Annotated in this window: 17 protein-coding genes; 10 read left to right on the top strand and 7 right to left on the bottom strand. The window is 39.7% G+C overall.

Going from position 1 to position 22,979, the window contains the following annotated elements; all coding sequences use genetic code 11:
• Positions 1-3 precede the first annotated feature (3 nt).
• Positions 4-612 (bottom strand): flavin reductase family protein, encoded by a 609-nt coding sequence (locus tag L1267_RS01455; RefSeq protein ID WP_235381902.1) that lies wholly within the window; start codon positions 610-612, stop codon positions 4-6.
• A gap of 10 nt (positions 613-622) precedes the next feature.
• On the bottom strand, positions 623-1,369 hold the full coding sequence (locus L1267_RS01460) for an SDR family NAD(P)-dependent oxidoreductase (RefSeq protein ID WP_235381904.1): 747 nt from the start codon (positions 1,367-1,369) through the stop codon (positions 623-625).
• A gap of 423 nt (positions 1,370-1,792) precedes the next feature.
• Between L1267_RS01460 and ppc the strand changes: the two genes are divergently transcribed.
• Positions 1,793-4,438, top strand: coding sequence for a phosphoenolpyruvate carboxylase (ppc, locus tag L1267_RS01465; protein ID WP_235381906.1), 2,646 nt, complete (start codon positions 1,793-1,795; stop codon positions 4,436-4,438).
• On the opposite strand, the gene L1267_RS01470 is transcribed toward ppc, so the two are convergent.
• Entirely contained in the window at positions 4,435-6,471 is a 2,037-nt protein-coding gene (locus L1267_RS01470) for a tetratricopeptide repeat-containing sensor histidine kinase (RefSeq protein WP_235381907.1), read from the bottom strand. The genes ppc and L1267_RS01470 overlap by 4 nt on opposite strands.
• Before the next feature lie 339 nt (positions 6,472-6,810).
• Between L1267_RS01470 and L1267_RS01475 the strand changes: the two genes are divergently transcribed.
• Positions 6,811-7,179: a hypothetical protein gene (locus tag L1267_RS01475; RefSeq protein WP_135926551.1), complete on the top strand. Its 369-nt coding sequence runs from the start codon at positions 6,811-6,813 to the stop codon at positions 7,177-7,179.
• A 165-nt stretch (positions 7,180-7,344) separates the two neighbouring features.
• Positions 7,345-8,277: a cytidine deaminase gene (gene cdd / locus L1267_RS01480; protein ID WP_235381908.1), complete on the top strand. Its 933-nt coding sequence runs from the start codon at positions 7,345-7,347 to the stop codon at positions 8,275-8,277.
• On the opposite strand, the gene udp is transcribed toward cdd, so the two are convergent.
• A complete protein-coding gene (udp, locus tag L1267_RS01485; RefSeq protein WP_235381909.1) occupies positions 8,274-9,029 on the bottom strand; it encodes a uridine phosphorylase in 756 nt (251 codons plus the stop codon). The genes cdd and udp overlap by 4 nt on opposite strands.
• A 145-nt stretch (positions 9,030-9,174) precedes the next feature.
• Here udp and L1267_RS01490 point away from each other — a divergent pair, with 145 nt between their 5' ends.
• The 4 genes from L1267_RS01490 (at position 9,175) to L1267_RS01505 (ending at position 13,598) form a co-directional block, all read left to right on the top strand.
• On the top strand, positions 9,175-9,954 hold the full coding sequence (locus L1267_RS01490; protein WP_199526905.1) for a DUF2189 domain-containing protein: 780 nt from the start codon (positions 9,175-9,177) through the stop codon (positions 9,952-9,954).
• Between the two features lie 288 nt (positions 9,955-10,242).
• Complete coding sequence (locus tag L1267_RS01495; protein ID WP_235381910.1) at positions 10,243-11,352, top strand: arginase family protein; 1,110 nt, start codon at positions 10,243-10,245, stop codon at positions 11,350-11,352.
• A 127-nt stretch (positions 11,353-11,479) separates the two neighbouring features.
• Positions 11,480-12,178, top strand: coding sequence for a substrate-binding periplasmic protein (locus L1267_RS01500; protein WP_235381912.1), 699 nt, complete (start codon positions 11,480-11,482; stop codon positions 12,176-12,178).
• Positions 12,179-12,308: 130 nt separating this feature from the next.
• The gene (locus L1267_RS01505) at positions 12,309-13,598 is read left to right on the top strand and encodes a hemolysin family protein (RefSeq protein WP_135926557.1); all 1,290 of its coding nucleotides are present in this window, start codon (positions 12,309-12,311) and stop codon (positions 13,596-13,598) included.
• Between the two features lie 17 nt (positions 13,599-13,615).
• On the opposite strand, the gene iadA is transcribed toward L1267_RS01505, so the two are convergent.
• The 3 genes from iadA to L1267_RS01520 form a co-directional block, all read right to left on the bottom strand.
• Positions 13,616-14,782: a beta-aspartyl-peptidase gene (iadA, locus tag L1267_RS01510; protein WP_135926558.1), complete on the bottom strand. Its 1,167-nt coding sequence runs from the start codon at positions 14,780-14,782 to the stop codon at positions 13,616-13,618.
• A gap of 11 nt (positions 14,783-14,793) precedes the next feature.
• On the bottom strand, positions 14,794-16,203 hold the full coding sequence (gene yfcC, locus L1267_RS01515) for a putative basic amino acid antiporter YfcC (protein WP_235381913.1): 1,410 nt from the start codon (positions 16,201-16,203) through the stop codon (positions 14,794-14,796).
• Between the two features lie 148 nt (positions 16,204-16,351).
• Entirely contained in the window at positions 16,352-19,279 is a 2,928-nt protein-coding gene (locus L1267_RS01520) for a TonB-dependent receptor domain-containing protein (protein WP_235381914.1), read from the bottom strand.
• A gap of 342 nt (positions 19,280-19,621) precedes the next feature.
• Between L1267_RS01520 and L1267_RS01525 the strand changes: the two genes are divergently transcribed.
• The 3 genes from L1267_RS01525 to L1267_RS01535 all read left to right on the top strand — a co-directional run bounded on the left by L1267_RS01525 (position 19,622) and on the right by L1267_RS01535 (position 22,977).
• Complete coding sequence (locus L1267_RS01525) at positions 19,622-21,316, top strand: cyanophycinase (RefSeq protein WP_235381915.1); 1,695 nt, start codon at positions 19,622-19,624, stop codon at positions 21,314-21,316.
• Between the two features lie 87 nt (positions 21,317-21,403).
• Positions 21,404-21,817 (top strand): hypothetical protein, encoded by a 414-nt coding sequence (locus tag L1267_RS01530; protein WP_235381916.1) that lies wholly within the window; start codon positions 21,404-21,406, stop codon positions 21,815-21,817.
• Between the two features lie 71 nt (positions 21,818-21,888).
• A complete protein-coding gene (locus tag L1267_RS01535; protein WP_135926563.1) occupies positions 21,889-22,977 on the top strand; it encodes a 6-phosphofructokinase in 1,089 nt (362 codons plus the stop codon).
• Positions 22,978-22,979 lie beyond the last annotated feature (2 nt).

The raw sequence follows: 22,979 nt of genomic DNA on the forward strand, positions 1-22,979 counted from the left end.
GATTCATTTTTTAGCATAGGCTAAGCGGGCTAAACGATCAGTTACATGGTAACTATCAAGCCCGCTCACTGCGACTGTACCAATGGCTTCAATATCGACAAAGCCATCTTCTTGCAGACACGGCTCATCTAAGTAGATATCAGTTATTTCACCTATGATAAGCTCCGTGCCATTGATGGCAAGGTGGTGGTGTTCTTTGAGTTCAAGGGCATATTTAAGCTTACTTTCTTTAACAAAAGGCGCTGTAAAGTCATTTAGGTATTCAGTAGTAAGCCCTGTTGCATCAAATTCAGACTCGTCTTTATCGTAGCGTGCCGATGTTTGGTGCGCTTTGCTATAAATGTCTTTGTTGACATGGTTAATCGTATATTGCTTAGTCGCTAGTAAGTTCTCTAGGGTGTGGCGAGGCACTGAATGAGGGCGAATTATCATACCCACTAAAGGGGGATGTGCGCCAAGATGAAATACTGAACTAACAATGGATAAATTTGTTTGGCCGTTACTATCTTGTGTGCCGACTAGGTTAGCACTTTTAAATCCCGACAAACTATTAATTAAATGGGCGCGGTAGCGGCTTTCTAAATCTGCAATGGCTTGCTTTGTTAAATGCATAATTGTCCTGTTACCAGTCTATGGGTTTTCCTTGCCAGTCAAAGTAGGCTGGGCTGGGTGATTGTTGTAAATAATCAGCATCACTTATCAATGAATACAGCTGCTCGGCTACAAACTCAGGGGTAAATAACTTTCCTTCGGGTACATTTGCCTGAAACGGTTTTGATAGTGGTGTATCAGTGGTACCTGGGTGAAATAACACGCAGTGGCATTGTTTATAGCGCCTACTAAGTTCGATCGCAGCAGATTTAAATAACATATTTAAAGCTGCCTTCGAGGCACGGTAGCTATACCAACCGCCTAGATTATTATCACTAATGCTGCCAACCCGCGCACTAAGAGCACAAATCACTGTTGCTACTTGCGGCTTTAAAAGCGTTGACAATAAAGTCACACAGCGAATTGGCAGTAGGGCGTTTGTATGCATACTATTGATAAAGTGCTGCTCAGATATTTGTTCAAGTTTACGTTCAGGCGCATTAGCTGGATCATGTAATAGGCCATTAAATATCATTAGTTGAGCTAAGTCATATTGGCTACTGGCAAGCTCTTTGGCAATTTCACCTAAGCTTTGCTCTGAGTAATCAGTTGTAAAATGCTGGTGGCTGATTTCATTGTTCGATGTCTCATCAAAATTAGCATTAAATTTATTACGGCTGATGGTGACGATATGACCACGACTGATTTGTTTTTTTAATGTTGTGAAATAGGCTTTAGCGATTTCACTGCTTGCACCGCACAGAATAAAGAGTTGCATTTTTGACCTGTTATAAAATATTTAAAAAACTTTTTTAGCTCAATCTATCATCAATAAGTATTGCGATAGCGGTTTAGAATCAAATTTACCTAAACTAAAGTAGATAAAAAGGCTCGGTAAAAATTTGACCAAACTGATATTAAGAATGCCTTAATTTACGCGTATTTTGACAATTTAATTGGTAAGTCCATTTTACCAATTGTGTGTGTCGCTAACCCTTCTATCAAAACAAACTGCGTATTTATTACACTTTTATGTTGATAGATTGGTTATTCTTTTTTACGAGTTTGTTAGAAAATTCGATCTATTAAATTAACGCCGACAATGATATTAATAGAAAGGATCAGTATTTAGCTGCGTTCGTGCTTGGTTAAATACTGCGCAGTAAGTACTTTCAACTTAGCTAAAGAAAGGAGTATGAGAATGAGTGAACAATATGCTGCACTTCGCGGTAATGTTAGTATGCTTGGACAAATGCTGGGTCAAACCATTAAAGATGCACAAGGACAAGCCATTTTAGATAAGGTAGAAGAAATTCGCGCTTTATCTAAATCGTCACGTAGTGGTAACGAAGCCGACAGACAAGCGCTTATCGATGTACTACACGCTCTCACAGATGAAGAACTATTACCGGTTGCACGCTCATTTAATCATTTTTTGAATCTTGCTAATGTTGCTGAACAATTTCATACCGTATCGCGTTTTAATGATGTTGGCTTTTGCCAACTAAACCCTCTCACTCAAACATTAAAAGCGTTAGCAACAGCGGCAAAACAAGGTCAAGTAGATCCAAATCACTTGGCACAAACACTCTCAAAACTCCACATAAACCTTGTACTAACCGCACACCCAACAGAGGTGACGCGTCGAACTATGATTAATAAACACGTTGAACTTAGTGATTGTCTTGCATCTTTAGAGCGTAAAGACAATTTGCCAAGCGAACGTGCTGACCTATTAAACCGTATTGCTCAGCTAATTAGCCAAGCATGGCATACTGACGATATTCGCCGTTCACGACCAACGCCAATTGACGAAGCAAAATGGGGCTTTGCTGTTATCGAAAATAGCTTATGGCATGCCGTACCGCGTTTCTTACGTGAATTTAGCGAAGATGTAAAAACTGAGCTCGATTTAGAGTTGCCGATTGATTACAGCCCAATTGAGTTCACTTCTTGGATGGGCGGAGACCGTGATGGTAACCCGTTTGTAACTGCTGAAGTGACACAGCAAGTACTTGATCATGGCCGCTGGATGGCACTTGATTTGTATTCGCGTGATATCGAAACGCTAAGCAATGAGCTATCAATGTCAGATGCAAGTGATGAGCTTATTGAACTTGCAGGCCAAGACTTTGAACCATATCGTGCGGTACTTAAAAAACTTAAGAATCAAATTGCCGAAACGGTGACGCATTTAGGCGCTAAAATTAAGGAAAAGCGTACTGATTCTGAAGATTTAATTACAGATATAGCGCAAATTAAACACCCAATCGAAGTGTGTTATCGCTCGCTGATTAAAACCAATATGAAGGTAGTTGCCGATGGCTTGCTGCTTGATGTACTGCGTCGTATTAACAGCTTTGGCCTACGCCTTGCTAAATTAGATGTTCGTCAGGATTCGTCGCGTCATGGTGATGTTTTCTCTGAGTTAACACGTTATTTAGGCTTAGGTGATTATCATCAATGGCAAGAAGAAGACAAACAAGCATTCTTACTTGCTGAGCTAAACTCTCGTCGTCCGCTTATTCCAAAACATTGGCAACCGAGCCCTGAAGTACAAGAAGTGCTTGATACATTTGATGTAATAGCAGCGCAAGATGCACAAACATTCGGCCTGTATATTATTTCGATGGCTCGTACTGCATCTGATGTACTGGCAGTGCAGTTATTGCTTAAAGAAAGCGGCTGTAAGTTTAACTTACCGGTTGCACCATTATTTGAAACGTTAGACGACTTAAATAATGGTAAAGATGTTATTGAATGTTTACTTGATAACACCTGGTACCGTGGTCATATTCAAAACCAACAAAATGTGATGATTGGCTACTCAGATTCTGCAAAAGATGCAGGTATGATGGCTGCAGGCTGGGCACAATATGAAGCAATGGATAAGCTGGTTCAATTAGCCGAGAATCGCGGTATTGAGCTTATTTTATTCCACGGCCGTGGTGGTACGGTTGGTCGCGGTGGCGCGCCAGCTGCGCAAGCACTTCGCTCACAACCTCCTGGTTCACTTAAAGGTGGTCTGCGTGTAACAGAGCAAGGTGAAATGATCCGCTTTAAGTTTGGTTTACCAGCTGTTGCTCTACAAAGCTTAAATATTTATGCCGGTGCAGTACTTGAAAGTAACCTGCTACCACCGCCAGAGCCGAAAAGCGAGTGGCGTGAAGTGATGGAACTTATCAGTGCTGACTCGTGTGAGCATTACCGCCAAGTTGTGCGTCATGATGAAAACTTTGTACCTTACTTTAGAATGGCAACGCCAGAGCAAGAGCTCTCTAAACTACCACTGGGTTCTCGCCCTGCGAAGCGTAACCCAAATGGGGGTGTAGAAAGCCTTCGTGCAATTCCATGGATTTTTGCTTGGAGCCAAAACCGTTTAATGCTGCCTGCTTGGTTAGGTGCGTTAACAGGTCTTAAAGCTGCTTTAGATAAATATGGCATCGAGACACTTCACGAAATGAGTTTAAAATGGCCTTTCTTCCGTGCTCGATTAGAGATGCTAGAAATGGTATTTAGTAAAGCCGATAGTTGGTTAAGTGCTCATTACGATGATGCATTGGTAACTGAGCAATATAAACCACTTGGTGTTAAGCTTCGCCAAGAATTGAGTGAGGCAATTGAGCTGGTGCAGTCATTAAGCCCACAAAAAAGCTTACTTGCTGACCAACCTTGGATCAAAGAGTCGATTGCACTGCGTAACCCGTACACTGATCCACTTAACTTACTACAAGTGGAGTTATTACGTCGTTCACGTGCAGCAGATGAAAACTCTGAAGGTGATATCGATAATGCCCTAATGATTACAATGACTGGTATTGCTGCAGGTATGCGTAATACAGGTTAATTGATGTCGTCAACTAATCGTGCATCGATTGGTAATGTAATCACAAACCGTGCGCCGTGCTTTGATGGTACGGCGCATATATTGCCTTTCAAGTTATATTTCACAGCATTAAAAACCACGTTCAAACCAAGCCCTAAGTGATGGCCACCTAAATTAGTGGTATAGAATGGGGTAAAAATTTCTTGCAGGATTGATTCCTTAATACCTACGCCGTTGTCTTGATAGATAATTTTGACATAGTCATTACCTGCGCGGATGGTAATGTCTACCTTTCCTTCTGCTGTATGTGTAAAACCATGTTCATAGGAATTAATAACCAGAGTTTTTAGAATATCCTCTAAAATTGAGGGGCAGGAAGTAATGGCTACACTGTCTCCATCAACATGATAAGTAATTTTCTTACCTAAATATTTACTCATAGGCTCTAGTTTATGATGAATAAAGTTTTTTAATGGAATACTCGATAAGGGTTTGTCTAAGTTAATAGATACATTAAGTGCTTTAAATTCCTCAACAATACCTGCTAAACGGTTAATAGCAGAAATAACAAGATCCTTGGCCTTGTCGGTGTTGGTAATAAATTCATGAAAGTATTTGCTTGATAAGTTTTGTTGTTTAAATTTATCTGACAAAGACTCTAAATATTCGTCGATGAGTGAGCTTGCTGTGACAATTGTACCTATCGGTGTGTTTAATTGATGAGCCATGCCAGAGACTAATGAGGTTAAAGAGGCTATTTTTTCGATTTCAATTAAATGATCTTGCGTTTCATTTAATTGTATTAGTATCTTTTCAAGTTCTTGTTTTCGCTTATCAATATTATTTATCGCGATAAAAGAACCAAACAAGATGATTACCAAGCATATTGATATGACGATAGTCAGATCTTTAAACGCCTGCGCTTTTGTTGCTTTTACTTGCTCTGCGCGTGTAAGTTCTGCAATTTTGAGCTCTTTGGCTTTTGCATCAGCCTGCGCTAACGCTTTAGCTAAATTAACATTTGCTTGGCGTTTTAAAATTTCCGCATTGATCTGTGCATAGTGTTTGTATGCAATCAGTGCTTCAGCATACTGTTCTTGCTTTTCAAGTAGTTGTGCAGTCAACTTGGTTACTTCAAGGCGAGTCGTGATATCAGAGAGCTTAAAAGTATCTGTTTCAATCGAAGCGAGTAAATTTAGAGCTTTGTTCGCTGAATCTTGTGCATCGTATGTTTGCGCTAAACATAAAACCACACTTAAGTAATCACCGCTGTAGGCTTGAGTTTTTATAAGCTCTACAGCATCAGTTAGAAATTCTTCTGATTCATTTAACATACCTTTTAAACGTAATACCTTTCCCTTCAATACAAAACTTTTACTTAGATGAGCAGTAAAGCCGTGGCGTTGTTGTAATATTATCGCGTCATTTAATACATCTAATGCATGATCAAAATCACCTAAACCAATTAGCGCCATTGCAAGGTGGGTACTTGCAAACGACTCATCTAGGGGCTGATTCTCTATTTTTGCGGTATCTCTGTATTGTTCAAAAGCGATGGTAGCGTCACGGTAACGTTTTAAATTGAGGTTAATCAGAGCAATATTGATTTCGGTTTGTTGTAAAAGGTGCTTTCCGATTGTTTTTGCTACAGGTAATGCATCGCTATAATAGTGTAATGCATCTTGATACATGCCTAATCGGGCATAAATACCGCCAGATATGTTTAAGTAGCCATACATTAAATCCTTATTACTCGACTGTAATGCTATATCCATGAAATGAACTAGTGTTTTCATGGCTTGCTCTAATTCATCGTTTTCAAGTAAGAACCAAGCCTTATAATTTGTGATTATTGCTCGTTGTTCTAATGAAAATATTACTGTGTCAGAGGATAATAATGAATTGACTAGCTGTAGGGCATTGGTAGGAGAGCTGGCATAGGTTTCAGTAATTGAGGTTTCTATTTCTTTAAATTCAGTTTCTGTGATTGCTTGTGACAGAGCAGTACTTGTAAACAGCATCAAGCATAGATAAAACAGAAAACGAATTTTCATTACAAATAATCCTTTATACAAACCAGAGTAAGGATGGAAAGTGCATAATCCTTTCGTCTACATATGTGAGGTTATTTATTATGGATTTTAATTAGAAATAGAGTTATACGAAAAAGCTTAATAATGGATTAGAAAACTCATACATGTTCAAAAGGTAAATAGATTATGAAAGTAGGTAACATTTGCGGGTGTAAATCCAATCCTTAAGTGTGAACTTTACAACTGGTCATACCTATTTTATTGCTAGGTATTGACTAAGCAAGGCAGATCCATAAAATAGTCCGGCTTTTATTCAGCAACCATTAATTTTACCTTTACCCACGCATTTTAGAGTAACCTATGTCGAACGTGTCAACGTGCATCACTTATGATGCATCGACGTCTTTAGTGATGATGACGTTAAGAGGGACTGCAAGTGCACAGGATGTGATTAATTTTTACCAAATAGCCCATCAATATTCAGTATTATATGGGTCAGAAAAAATTCTTGTTGATGTATCTGAGTTAACCCATGACTTCGCACCAGCAGACTTGTTTACTATAATGCCAGTGATTGCTAACTCGTTAAAGCGAGCTGTATTAGCTATTGTGGTGAGTTTCGATGGCTTTATGCATGACTTATTTGTGCAAAAAGCTAAACGTTACAACCTTCAAGCCGAGAATTTTGAGTGTTTTAGTAAAGCTAAAAATTGGCTAGTTCATCAATAAACAGAGAAACTAGCTGAAATTCATTTTCTGTGTATATTTGCGCTTACAAAAAATGCCTATTTAACACTTTTTTTGTTGTAAATTTCGAGACATAGCGCGTTGAAACCTAGTATTTAAATGCATAACCTTTTAAACTGTTTAGCCAATTAATAATTATAATTTGTTATGACAGTAACTAGGAAAGACGTATCTAATTCTGTGTCAAGAACAACACCTTTTGACTTCAGTGATGAGCAAAAGCAATCTCTTTTTAGTCAGTTGAAAAGCCAACGTGGCATCTTATCTCAAGCTGATATTTTATTACTTTGTGAGCAACATCAGTTAACAGAGTCACAACTCTTAAAAGCGTGTGTACCTGTTGCGAGTTTGTTTTCAGTCGCACCAATTTCAAAATTCTATGTCGGTGCTATTGCACAAGGTAAAAATCAGCAAGGTGAAACGACATTCTATTTTGGTGCTAATGTGGAGTTTTCTCATCAAGCGCTAAGTTTAGTTGTTCACGCAGAACAATCTGCGATAAATAATGCATGGTTAAACGGTGCTCAATCAATAGATAAAATTGCGATCAGTGATGCCCCTTGTGGATACTGTCGCCAGTTTATGAATGAGCTCAGCACAGCGCAATCACTTGAAATATTACTTCCTGAAAGACACTTTACTTTACATGATCTTTTACCGTATTCGTTTGGGCCAACAGACTTAGGGAATAACGAAAGCTTATTCTCACAGGAAAAAAACGACGGTCATTTCGATAGTGTTAATGAGCTCGATCAGAAATTAGCTGAAACAGCGCTAAAAGCTTACGTACCTTATACCGCGAACTACTGTAGCGTTAAAATCACGACTTTTGAAAACGGTAATTTTTACGGAAGCTATGCTGAAAATGCGGCTTACAGCCCAAGTTTATCACCGCTTCAAAGTGCTTTAAGTCAGTTTTATCTTGCTGGGTTAAAGTTTGATGATAAGACGGTTAAGTCGATCACCTTGTTAGAAACACAAGGGGCCGAAAATCAGTATGAGGTGGCTAAAAGTGTGCTGGCAAGTTTTGATAACCCACCAGCATTTGAGCACTGTATTGCTAAGCTAGTTAAAGATTAGTTTAGCAATAGTTTTGCAGATTCAATGACTACGGCGACTGACTTTTTCTCAATCTCGCCGTGGTCAACATTAGGAATTTCTTGCTTAGTACGGTTTACTAATACACCTGCAACACACGCTGCGCGTAAGCCAAGTGCTGCACACATAGTGAAAAGTGTTGCTGATTCCATTTCATAGTTCATCACACCAAGCTTTTGCCACTCTTCACAGCTGCCTTGTAATGAACGAGGAACATAACCTGAATAGGTATCGTAACGTTCTTGGCCTGGATAGAAGGTGTCACTTGAAGCTGTAATGCCAATATGGAAATTAATGCCTAAATTATCACAAGCATTGACCATAGCTTGTGTTGCAAAAAAGTCAGATACCGCAGGGTAGCTCAATGGCGCGAAGTGCTGACTTGCACCATCTAAACGAACAGATGCTTGGCTAATTAAAATGTCGCCTTCATTAATGTGTGGTTGAATAGCACCTGTTGTACCAATGCGTAAAAAGGTATCAATACCTAGCTGTGCAAGCTCTTCAACAGCAATTGATGTAGATGGCCCACCAATACCGGTTGAACAAACTACCACGCTGTGGCCGTTTAACTCACCACGATATACATGAAATTCACGGGTCTTCGCTAAGCACTTTGGGTTATCGAGAAGTGTTGAAATGCGGGCAGAGCGATCAGGATCACCAGGGACGATTGCCAGTGTTGCACCGTTTAAGTCCTCACGAGTGAGCCCTAAATGAAATACCTTTTCCATTATTAAACCTTATTTTTGTCTAAAGCGTAATACTTTAATCATATGTGTTTAAAGTACAGGACAGATGTCCTATTAGATTACGAATGTTGCAAGATTTGCACAGATAACCTAAACCTAAAGATGTAACGATAAAAGAGGACCTATTATGCCTGCTTCATCATCTATGAGTAAACATCATGAATTTGCTCGCTGTTTAGAGAGTGCTCATGTTTCTATGGCTGCTCCGTTTCATTGGCTTGCTTTAGCGTTTAAAGATATTGCCAATGCGCCAATCCTAAGCTTAGTGTACGGTTTAGTTTTTACACTAATACCAGCAGCAATAATGTACTTTGTGTATCAATTTGATACACATCTTGTCATTTTGCCAGCGGTTGTTGGCTTTGCTCTTATTGGCCCTGCATTTGCGGCTGGGCTTTACGATGTTGCTTGGGAGCTAGAAAAAGGGCATAAACCGACCTTAATGCACAGTTTAAAATCAATGTTTAGAAACCCCGCTGGTGAATGGGGGTTTGCAGTATTATTAATGGTGATTATGATTGTGTGGATGAGACTTGCTGCATTGATCCACGCACTGTATCCGAATGTTGTAGATCCTAGCTTTGAACAGCTATCTGCGTTTCTTACGCTTGGCTCGATAGTTGGCGGCATTTTGCTGGTAACAGTCTTTGCTATTTCAGCATTTACCCCGCAGATAATGATGGAAAGACGCGTAGATATAATGACGGCGGTTATCTCATCGATGAATGCAGTAAAAACCAATGTAGGCGCAATGGTTGTTTGGGCTGCTTTAATAATATTCATGGTATTTCTGGGATTTGTCACTGGAACGGCAGGTTTCATTGTTATTATGCCATTATTAAGCTACGCGAGTTGGCATGCTTACATTGCGGTGATAAAAACTAAGAAGCCAAGGGGCTACGAATAATGAGTATTCACCTTGCTTGAATATAAATCTATTGCAGCAATCTAATGGGTTGCTGCAAAATTTGACTTTCCCTCCGTGCATGTTATACCTGCCAAAATACCACGCTCATTGAGTTATTGAGCACCCATAATGAGTCTCTTTAGAAATAATAAACTATAAATTTCAAGAGGTTAATTTTTCCTTCTTCTCATGAAAAATGTGATGCTTGCATCGCAGTTTCTAGATTATGAGAAAGCGTAATTTTAACGATTACGAATGAATATGCAGTTATTTAGCAGCGGAGTAGAAATGAGTAACACACAAAAAGCATTTCACGAAAAACTAAGTCAATGTCTTTGCCCACCAGGCGATGGTGTTTTTACGGTAAATACAGCGAAAGAACGTAAAGATGCTTTACGAACAAAATTATACGGTCAGACAGAGAACGTAGACGTTCTTTGGAAAGAGTCATTAGAGACACTAGCCGACTCAGAACATAAAGCTGTGATTCTTGGGATCAGCTCTGATTGTGGTGGGGGTATTTTACGGGGTGCTAACTGGGGCCCGTTATTTTTACGTTCTACCTTAATTGATCAACAACCACAGGCTCGCGCGTTCGACTTAGGTGACGTTCGTGTTATTCCTCATTTATTGCATGATAAATACCTAAACGAAACTACAATCACAAACTGTCAAAAAGCACTCTATGCTGATGAAAACAGCGAATACCATGTATCACCATTGTCTATCACTGAAGATGTCTGTGATGGGTTTTATGCCAACTACCCAGATAAAGGTATTTTTGGGATTGGCGGTGACCATTCAATCAGTTATCCGCTAACTAAAGCGTATTTGAAAGCAAAGCGTGATGCAGGTAAACGCACTGCAATTATCCATTTTGACGCCCACACTGATTTACTTGTAGAGCGCTTAGGTATCGATTTATGTTTTGGTTCATGGTGTACACATATTCTTGAGTACCTACCTGCACCGCGTAACCTTATTCAATTTGGTATTCGTTCAAGTGGTAAACCGAAACAACACTGGGAAGAGACTTTTGGTGTTAAGCAGCACTGGGCACATGAAATTATTGAGCGTGGTGCTAAAGCTGTTGCTGAAGAAGTAATTGCTCAGCTTAAAGCAGATAAAGTTGATGAGCTTTATGTGAGCTTTGATATTGATGCACTAGACGAAGCATTTGCTTCTGCGACAGGCACACCTGAAGCAGGTGGCTTAACACCACAACATGCGTTAGACATTTTAGTTGCTTTAGCTGATGAGTTTCCAATTACCGGGGCTGATATGATGGAAATTGCACCATTTACAGACAGTTCTTTGATTGGTCAAACGAGTTCTGAAACAACGCTTAAAGAAGGTGCAAAAATTTCTGCCTTTTTAATCGCTGCGATGAACAAGTAATTTGCCTTGATACAACAGGGGAGTGTGTTACTCCCCTTACTCATTCCTTAGTCTTAAAAACATTCCATTATTCCTAACTACACGCTATATTATTATAAAAAATAATTATAAATTTGGTTTGTCTGCGATGTGGAAATCTCTAGCCTTGTTATTGCTTATTATTACTAAACCTAGTTTTGCAGCAATAACAGTGGTAACTGAAAACTTTCCAAACTTCCAATATCAGAACGAACAAGGTGAGTTAGTTGGCTCTGTCGTGGGCAAAGTTAAAGCTGCCCTCGAAAAAACAGGGATGCAGTACGACATATCAATTAATACTTGGTCAATTACATACAATGCTGCTTTACGTGACGCAAACACGTGTATTTTTTCATTAGCACGTATTCCTTCCAGAGAGAAAAAATTTAAGTGGATACATAAACTTGAAGGCTTTTCAGCATCTTTTTATGCATTTAAATCAAATCGGCTGAGTATCAATAACCTCGATGATGCGAAAAAATATCGTACTGCAGTTCTAAAAAATAACTACTCCCATGTTTATTTAAAAGAGCAGGGTTTTAATGAAAATAAACAGTTAATCCTGCTTGATAGCTTTGAAAATATTTACGACATTCTTAAGAGTCGTCGTACAACTGTTGATTTAGTGGTATTAAGTGACCAACAGTATCAATTTGAAAGTAAAAATGATCAAAGCCTTTCTTTTCTAGAGCCTGTTTATCAGCTACCTGTTGCACGCGCTGATTTATACTTTGCTTGTAACGGAAATATCGACCCAGTGACTTTAGATAAGCTCAATAAAGCCTTTGTTTCCAGTGATTTAAAATAGCACTTGTTGATTGCTATAAAGCAGTTATAATCAGCTGCTTTTTGACCATTCTCGCCAAACTCTAAACAGCATAAGTGAGCAAAAAGTTGTTTGCATTCAACAGTCTGAATGCTTTTTACTAGGAGCCACAATGAGTGACTTACTCGTTATTATGATATTAATTTTGATCAGTGCGTTGTTTGCAATGAGCGAAATAGCTATTGCTGCATCACGTAAGATAAAATTAAGGGTCATGGTCGACGAAGGCAATAAAAAAGCCCAGGCAGTATTAACGTTGCAAGAGCAGCCGGGGGCATTTTTTGCGATGATACAAATTGCCTTGAATGCGATTGCTATTTTAGGTGGTATTGTCGGTGAGCAAGCCTTATCACCTTATATTGAACAAATTTTAGGGATGATTTATCAAGGCCCTTTACTAAGTCAAATTAGCTTTTTGATTTCGTTTTTTAGCATAACCTCATTATTCATTTTATTTGCAGATTTACTGCCCAAACGCCTAGCGATGATTATGCCAGAGGCTGTTGCTGTCAATGTGGTGTCTATAATGCGTTGGGTTACCTTTGCATTAACGCCATTTGTTGTGTTCTTTAATGGCACTACAAACTTTATTTTACGCGCCTTTAAAGTTCCGGCTGAACGAGAAGATATTGTTACCACAGAAGACATCGTTGCTATGATGGATGCTGGGGCTGAATATGGCAGCCTACAACAACAGGAATATGAGTTAATAGGCAATGTGTTTGATTTGGAGGCCCGGTTTTTATCGAGTGTGATGACTCCACGTGATCAAATTGTATTTTTTGATGTAAAAGCTGATGCCCAAGAAGTCGCTACCAAAATTATTGAGCACCCGCATAATCACTTTTTAGTGTGTGATGGTAGTTTAGACAAATTAATTGGTTCAGTTGAATCAAAAGATATCCTTCGTAAAGTACTTAAAGGGCAAACTGCTGAGATAGATAGTGAGTTAATCAGCCGTGATATTTTTTACTTACCAGAAACACTCAGTCTTTCTGAAGCATTAAATACCTTTAAAAAAGCAGCTGAGCCATTTGCTGTTGTTGTTAATGAATATGCACTAATGGTTGGCATTGTCACTGTTAAAGATTTAATGAAAGGCTTTATGGGTGATTTGATCAGTCATCAGGGCGAAGAGTTAATTATTCAACGTGATAACACTTCTTGGTTAGTGGATGGCCTGACACCTGTGGTTGAGCTTGCTAAAGTGCTAGAGATAGAAGAGTTTCCTGATCAATCACATTATGAAACTGTTGCCGGATTCCTTATTTATACGATGAAGCGACTTCCGAAGCGCGCCGAGTTTATACACTTTGGCGGGTTTAAATTTGAAGTGGTTGATGTTGAAGGAGTGAAGGTCGAGCAACTCTTAGTTACTCGAATTTCAGAAGAAAGCAATTAAGGCTGCTCATGCAGCCTTTATTCAAAAGTATCTTTCACTATTGCCTTAGCTTGATGCACCATGTGTACGCCATTTGACCAACACTCAATGGGCTGCAGTGATGCATTATCAAGTAACACCAGATCTGCATCTGCATTGATAGTCACTCTACCTTTATTAATACCAAGCACATCAGCTGGATTTGAGGTAATAGCCATTAATGCGTGTTCAACCGATACACCATATTCTTGGACGGCTTCAACAAACGAGCTATGCAATGTTGATTCTTTACCAACTTCAAGACCTAATAGATTAAAGTTATCATCAAAAATAGGTAAGCTTGCATGACCATCAGAGCTCATAGTGAGCTTAGTCGGTTGTACATTATTTTTAAGGCAGTAAGCCAGTGCCTGCGCGGCTGAATATTCACCATGGGCAAGATCATACTCTGTCGTGCTTGTGGTAAAGTCGATAGTGCCACCCGCTTTGCAAAACGCCACGCCCGCATTGAGTAAAGCTAGATTACGATTCATATGCGTAGGATAAAACTGGCTAAGCGAAATATCAGTTAAGCTATCTATCTCATGTAATAAAGATAAGTGACTATCTACTGGACCTACATGAATACTAACCGTGCCTTTTTTGCCACTTAACATGCCAGCCACTTTTGCTTCAGCGGCTAGTTCAGCAAGTTGCTGAGCCGTTGGCTGACTACTGCGATGATCAGAAATGGCGACTTCACCGACACCAATAAACTCCTCAATATACATAATGTCATTCGTTATTGAACCAGTCAGTGTTTTAGCAGGTAAGTGATATGAACCTGTATGGCAAAAAACATTCAATCCTCGTTCTTTAAGTGCTTTTGCTTTTGCAATTAAATTACTATGGGTTCGACTACTTGAGTCAGTACCAAGCGCGGCGATAACCGTTGTTGTACCATGCAATGTTGCATCTGTTAGGTTCATTTCAGGTGTTCTGCTAGCAAAACCAGCCTCACCGCCACCACCTGTTATATGGACTAAAGAGTCAACAAACCCCGGAGTTAAAATGCAATTAGATCCATCAACGATGGTAACACCATGATAATTTTCGATATTAATTTCAGGCTGTATATCCACGATTTTTCCGCCCGCGATTAAAACATCTTGGTTTCCAAGCGGCGAAGGAGCGAAAATATCGGCGCCTTTTATAAGTGTTAACATAATTAAATCTTTTACTGATAGTTAATAAAATGTGCGAGAAAAATAAAGCAACTAGCAAGGCCAAAGAGCGCTAAGGTAAAACGCCAAATAAAGCTTGCCCACTCACTCCAATCAAGTTTAACAATGCCTAAACAGCCGATGAGGCTTGCTGAGGTGGGAATAAATATATTGGTTAGTCCATCACCTAATTGAAACGCCAGCACTACAATCTGCCGTGAAATATTTAATAGATCACCCAGTGGTGACATTAGCGGCATTGTGATTGCTGCTTGTCCTGAACCTGAAGATACAAAAAAGTTAAACACACTTTGAAATAATAGCATACCCCAAGCGGCGATATAGTCTGGTACAACTGAGATGCTGGTGGCGCTATAGTAAAGCAAAGTATTTAGAGTTGAAGGCGATGTTAAATCGCTACCGCCAAGTATTAAAATAACGCCTTTTGCTAAAGCAACCAAAAGCGCTGCGGGCAGGAGTTCTTGTGCACCCTCTTTAAATGCATTTGCGCTTTCATTTGCTGTTTGTTTTTTAAATAGACTAGCAATCACAGCAGAGGCTACACCTAAGCAGAAGAACTGCGCAGCTAATTCAGGAATATAATACTGCCTTGCCATAACACCCCAAATAACCCAAATAATACCTGCAATAAAGGTTATTAAGATAAGCTTATCTGCGCTGTCTAAGCTAATTGACTTGTTATTTTCTTGAGCACTTAGGTTCTTTGCCGATCTGATTGAATTAGCATATCGGATAGTAAATAGAAGGCCAAATGAGGTAAAAACCAGCCACGCAACCATTCTGAATCCGGCACCAGAAAACACCGGGATCTCTGCAATTGATTGAGCAATTGCGATACTAAATGGGTTCATCCAAGAGGTAGCAAAGCCAATCTGTGTCGCAACATAAGTTGTTAATACAGTTACTTTTGCATCATAACCGAGTTGTTTCATAATGGGGAATAACACAATACAAAAGGCGATGGCTTCTTCACCCATACCAAATACTGCGCCTCCTAATGAAAAAAGCACAAATAGCAAAGGAATGAATATCCACTCTACGTGTTGTGTTTTATTAATCAGCGCCATAATGCCGTTATTAATCGCACCCGTTTTTAAAATAACGCCAAAGGCGCCACCTGTGATTAAAATAAATGCCATTACCCCGATGGCTGCACCATATTTGTCACCAGAGACTAAGCCTTCAAACAATACATTGGCTAGACCAATGCCTCCTTCTTCTGCAAAAAGGGCAGGTGGTGTATGTTCTGTTGCTTTTTGATACTGTGATAATTCAACACTGTGACTATCTTGTTCGGCATTAAACACACCGGGTGTTATAAATAAACTGGCTAAATAGGCGATGACTGCGACGCATAACAAAATGATGCTCGCATCAGGCATCGCAAACTGTTTGTTTTTCATAAAGTCACTTAACGATTGTTCGAAGAATGTGAGAAAAGCAAGGTATTGTAGCCCTTGCTGAGAAAGATTAACACTGAGAGCCGCGAGTTTGAGTTATTGATAACACAAACTTAGCAATGTGGGCGACATAGAGCCGCCCACATTAATGTTAAAAGCGATAGCTCAGACTCAACGTATAGCGAGTGCCATATGCATTATGATTGATTGAATCAAACCCGCGGCTTGAGCCATATAGCTTAGGGGGTTCTTTATCGAAGATATTATCAATACGAGCGCGGATTGATAATGCATCATTGACAAAATAGCCAGCTGATAAATCCCATACTAACCAGTCATCAACGTCACGTTTTAACTCCTCGTTAAGCTCTCCAAGCTCTTCTAGTTCGTCTATTTCACGACCACGCAGCCCTTCGATATCATCCTCATAACTACTGGTATAATTGGCACCGAGATTTAAGTAATAACTCTCAGCTTCCCAATCAATAGAAAATCTGCCTACATTTTCAGGGTAGCGATAAGTACCGATTAATTTTTCGATTGCATCTGAGCCAGGTTTATTTCGCTCAAACTCTAAATAGCGTGTACCATCGAAAGCGAGTGTTAAATTGCCTTTTGCAAAATTAAATCGATGATCAAATTTAAAATCGATACCTGCTAATGTCTGGGTGCCGGTATTTTCAAGAGGAATAACATGGTCTCTAAATAATGGCAGGAATAGCTCATCTTCTCGCGGGTTAAACTCACTAATATAGTTTGTGAGGATCTCTGAAAGGTTAGCGCTATCACTTTCGATATTGAGTCCAGCATTATCGGTTACTTCACACAGCTGCTCCTCGTACGAAATACCTTGTTGACCTTGTGGTACTAGCCCACAGTGACGAAGAGAAGCATCTGTAATAGCTCTATCTAGCACGGCAGTCATATTGGTATCGATAACTTGTTCGTGATCAAAATGCCAATAATCAACCGTTAAGTTAGTATTTACAGATGGGCTCCATGAAAAGCCAATGCTGAGCGCTTCAGACTCTTCGGCTTTGAGTGCTTGATTACCGAGTTCTAGGCTGTTAACACTGACCTCGGTGCCATCACCCATACAACATAAATCTGCAACAGCCTGATTAGCACCGCAATCGAAGCGTGATTGTGTGGTACGTAATTTTACGCCTGCTTGAGTTAATGAAGGTGCCCTAAACGACGTTGACCAAGAACTTCTAATGATAAGAGAATCTGAAGGACGATAGCTTAAACCAACTTTAGGGTTAAACGTTCCTCCAAAATCATCGTAATGATCGTAGCGACCAGCGACTTGCAGTTCTAGCTGCTCAGTGAGTGGCACATTCAACTCTAAAAATGCAGCGTACTGAGTACGATCGGCCTCAGACAAGCTAGAGCCGAAACCAAATACATCTACCAAATAACCATTTTCAGGACGGGCTTGTGAGTCTAACGATGGAATATCTTTTAATTCTTCTCGTCGAGCTTCAATACCAAATGCAGCATAAATGGGTAACTCATTAAACGTAAATAAATCGCCATTAAAGTTTAAATCCCAACCGTATACTGTACTTTCACCGCTTCTACTTGGGTTTGCCTTTGCAAGATCAAGCACTGCATCGTTATTACTATCCCCCTGTAAAAACGGGTTGTAGAACGGCATTAACTGACCTTGTGCACAATTGAGCTGTGTTCCATCGTATGTAGCTAATGATCCGTCAGAGCATAATTCACCAGTGATAGCTGCATGAAATTGATAGCGGTTATAAATACCATCAATTGCTTGTTGCTCTGACTTAGAGCGAGAGAAGGTTACTCCCGACTCCCAACTCCAATCACCAATATAACCGGCAAGGCTACTGACTAAGCGAAAGTTTTTGGTTTCGACTTCAACCGTTCGTGGTGAATTAAAACGCGCATCAAATGCAAAGCCATACACATCTCGACCCGCTTGAGTGGTAAATGGATCAATATAAAGCTGGTCCATCAGCTCGTTACTGCCGTCAGCGTTATCATAAATAAATAACGCATCTTCAATAATATAAGGGCCGTCTTCGTCGTTTATTTGATTGATAGGGGCTGGTGATGAATACGCTTTTGATTTAGTTTGGCTATAGAAGAAATCGGTATGCCAATCTAAATTACCTAAGGTGCTGTTAAACATAAAGCCAGTTGATAGGCTTTCAAATGGGGTTTCTAGGTAATCATCTTGGTTAGCATAGTAAGCACAAATTTGCTCCCCATACTCAGTCGTAACAAGTTCTGTTTTACAGTTTGGCGCAGGTAGCTCATTACCATCTCGACTACTGTAGTAATAAATGTTCGGCGAGTTCTCAAGTTTGGGTAAGTATGAGTAACCATTCACTAAATTTGGGGTTGCAGTATAGCTTCTGTCGGTCGCTTTAAAGGCATTGCGGTCGTAAATATCGGCAAATACCGTTAAGTTACTTTCACCGATATTGGTTCCGTAGACTAAGTTAAGTTGCTTCTTACCTTCGTCATGACTGTCAAAACTATTGGTGTAAGAAGTGTTTACTTCAGCTCCTTGATAGTCATCTTTGAGAATATAATTAATAACACCAGCGACAGCATCAGCACCATAAATTGCTGATGCGCCAGTGGCTAAAATATCAATGCGCTCGATTGCAGCAAGTGGAATTGAGTTCACATCGACAAAGTTTTCAGTGCCTGCTGCGAACGAGCTTGGTGCAACACGGCGGCCATTAATCAGTGTTAATGTAGCTGAGGGCCCCATACCTCTAAGGCTCGCAGCGGATTGACCCGCTGGCGTTGAGGTTGATGTACCACCACTTTCAGATGTTGAAAAGGTACCGGATCCGCCTTTAAAAACGGATAAATCTTTTAATAATTCATGAATAGTGTTCGCTCCTGAGCGCTTGATTGCATCTTGGTCAAGCACTGTAAGCGGGATGGTTCCTTCTAAATCAACCCCTTTAATTCGTGATCCTGTTACTTCTACTCGTTCAATTTTTTCTGATTGTTGGTCGTTTTGAGCATACACAGCTTGTACTGGGCACAGCGCAGCACTGATTGCTACAGCAATTGATAACTGACGAAACATATTGATTTACCTTTGTCTTAAAAAACACACGGCAAAACCGTGTCGTTTTGAATAATTGTTATAATTTTTTAGACAGGGCAGTGGGTTATAGACACAACTAGCCCCTCACAGGAAGTGAGGTGTGGCTACTCGTCAAACCACTCCGAAAGGTAGTGTGGAGAGTAGAAATATGTGCAAAGCGATAATGCGTTTTTCAACATAATTCCAATCCGTAAGGTCTTTTGACAAAGCTAGTAATACAGTGCTAGCTTACTCGCGTTTTAAATGTTCCTTTTTTTTATAGCAAGCAACAAAAAGCTGTGCAAGTAATTTTCTAATATTTTTTTACAAGAGTGTAACAATATGAACATCCTTAAGGAGCAAAGTGCTAAATACCACATTGGGTTTATTTTGGGGGTATTTAGTGTTGTTTTCGCGTCATTTGGCAGTAAAGTTAATGCAAGTGAGCAACAGCAAACGTTAGTTTTAATTGGTGGGGCATTGACAACCTGCTCAAGTATGAGCCCTAAAAACTGCCTTTCCAATAAACAGATCAGTGGTAAACAAACTAATCAATTTCGATTAAATAATGATGCTTTATCTGCAATAAAGACAAACTGGCCAACAAATAATGAAAAAAATCGCCAGCAAACGCTTAAGGTATTAGCACAGATTGCACGTCAACAGTCTGATGTGAACACTAAAAGTGATATTTTATGGGCATGGCGTGATTTAGATAATACGTTATTGAACGCGTTAACAGATAAAGAGTATAACTTCGTGCTAGATACTCTCGAAGTTCCTGTGTTAACAGCCGATTCTACAAGACAAAAAGAGCAAGTTAGTGTACCGGATAACAATGAAAGTGCAGCAAGTGATATTTTAGACTTTGTGTCTGCTTCGTTAAAAACAACGGATGAATCACCAACCATTTTAGCGGTTACAGCTTCAAGCAGAGACCCTTATGAATCAGCAGATTTTTATGAAGGATTATTAAGCTTTAATGGTGTCGAATCAAAGTGGTTACCTTTAACACCCGCTTTAGCAAGAGCGATTACCAGTAAGCAATGTGAGAATTTAGATGCATTACGTACTGAGACAATGGCTGTTTTTAACCGTGAGACTATTTACCCTGACCGAATTAAGGCCGAAAAAGCGCTTTGTGATCAAGGGGTAGAGCATTTAGTTAAACTGATTGAAAACGCAACGGGCATTATGTTTAACGGTGGTGATCAGAGTTTAACTAGACAGGTGCTTTTTGATGATAACGGCAAGCAATACCCTTGGACTCACGCAATCTTACAAAGGCCATTACTTGTTGGCACAAGTGCAGGAACAGCAGTGCAAAGTGGTGGTAAGAATGCTTATGGTTCGGTGCCTATGATTTCTAATGGGACTAGTTTAGCAGCATTAAGAGCTGGAGCATTTGCTGTTTCACCACCGAGTGAGCGCTGTAAAAATGAATGTGATAATAGTCTTTCAGCAGATTCATTAACCTATGAAAAACAAGGCGGTCTAGGTAGCTTTACTTACGGGGTTCTAGATACTCATTTTAGCGAGCGCAACAGAACCATGCGTTTGGCTAGATTACTGGCAGATTCAGGGCAAAAACATGGTTTTGGCATTGATGAAACTACGGCGCTTGTATCAATTCGAGCAGGTGAAACCGCATTAATGACGGTAATTGGTAAAAGTGGTGTAGTACATGTTCAATCAGACGCTAAAAACAAAGGAGCAATCAGTTATTGGCCTGCAGGGGCGGTTATTGATGTAACAAAGGATGGTTTTAGTCTTGCGAAGCGAACTGTTGATAATGCACTGCCTAGTATTAAAATTCCGCGATTACCGATGCAGCGTTTTGGCACTATTTTCTCTGATGCTAAATTGCGCTCGCTTGTGCAAGCTATGTGTTTAACTCAAGAACAACAAGCTGTAGCCCAGCATGATGAGTTTCTACTCGATTTAAATGCAACTGAAGATACTCATTACTACCGTGTTAATAAAAGTAGTACGGGCTGTGCTGTAGAGAATATAGCCTTTAGTGTTAAATCCTTTTAACACTATAAAGCACTGAAAATGTAGTAGATTATTTGTTCGTTATTAGTTAGCGTAACACTAATAACGAACAAATCATGGAATGAGTTAATGAAATATAATCTACTACTTTTATTTATTTTTGGCTGTTTGTTTGCTTATTTATCTATTCCAGTAGTAGGGGTTGGCTCAGCTTTAGCGATCCCTAGCGAAATTCTTACACCTCTTTATGATTTGTCACCTAAATTTGCTTTAACAGTGATTGATATTGTTACGTTAGGTATCCCACTAATAGCATTACTTTTTGTGTTCTTATTATTAAGTAAATGGCTCTACCTAAAAGACAAAGCGTATTCATATTTTATATTACTGACACCTTTTTTAGCACTGCATTTATATTTTGCTGTTAACACCTTTTCTGCAAATTTTGATAATACGACTTTGCTTGCAAGTTTGCCTAAGTATCTATTATTAATAATTTTTGTGGCTCTGTTTTCTAATCATAAAAAACCGAACTTTAGTTGATGTAAGTCATACGCGAAAGTTCAACATATAAGCTAATCTCTAATTAATCAGTGAACGAAGTTGGTCATAGAATGAAAAAATTACTGCTATTAACAAGTGGGGGTGATTGCCCTGGGCTAAATGGGGTGATCAGAGCTGTGGTTAAAGCAGCCGAACATGATGGCAATTGGCAGGTATATGGAAGCCGAAGAGCTTACTGTGGTGTTCTTGAAAAGCCAAATGATATTATTCACTTAACTAGTGAAGTAGTGGCCGGTATTCATGTTCGTGGCGGCACAATTCTAGAAACAGTTAATAAGGGGAATCCTACCGCATTTCCTGCAGAGATAGCAGGCGAGCAAGTATTTATTGACCGTTCAGATGAGTTAATAAGTATTGTTAAACAATTGGGTTTTGATGCAGTCATTAATATCGGGGGCGATGGTTCTCACAGAATTTCTCAGCATTTATTTGAGCATGGCTTAAATATCGTAGGCGTGCCAAAAACCATTGATAATGATTTATATGGCACTGATTACACAATTGGTTTTCAAACTGCCGTTGACACTGCAACAGAAGCCATTGATCGATTAATACCAACTGCGCAAAGTCATAATCGCGTGATTGTGACGGAAGTTATGGGTCGTGATGCGGGTTGGATTTGTTTACATTCAGCAATTGCAGCAGGCGCTGAAGTAGCACTTATTCCTGAAATTCCCTACGATATTGAAGCGATTAAAGCAAAACTTAAATCACGTTTTGATAATGGCCATGGATTTGCAAATATCGTTATTTCAGAGGGAGCTAAACCTGTTGCTGGAAGTGTTGTAAGTAAACAATCAAGTGAGTTTGGCTACGAAAACCCAGTGCTAGGTGGAATTGCTGAGCAACTAGCCTCACAGATCCGTATTGCACTTGACCTTGATGTAAGAGTCACTGTGTTAGGGCATATTCAACGTGGTGGCACACCCAATGCGTTTGATAGGGTGCTTGCAGCAGAGTTTGGGGTGCAAGCATTCGAACTTGTTAAGAAAGGCCAGTTTGGTTTTATCCCCGTAAGTAAAGAGGGTGAAATTAAACCAATCAGTTTAAAAGCCGCAACTTCTGAATATCGTGTTATCCCTTTAGAGCATTCATTAATAAGCAGTGCCCGCGCAATGGGTATGTGCTTAGGTGACTAATC

Source organism: Pseudoalteromonas sp. OFAV1, from assembly GCF_021532595.1.
Taxonomy (GTDB): Bacteria; Pseudomonadota; Gammaproteobacteria; order Enterobacterales; family Alteromonadaceae; genus Pseudoalteromonas; species Pseudoalteromonas lipolytica_C.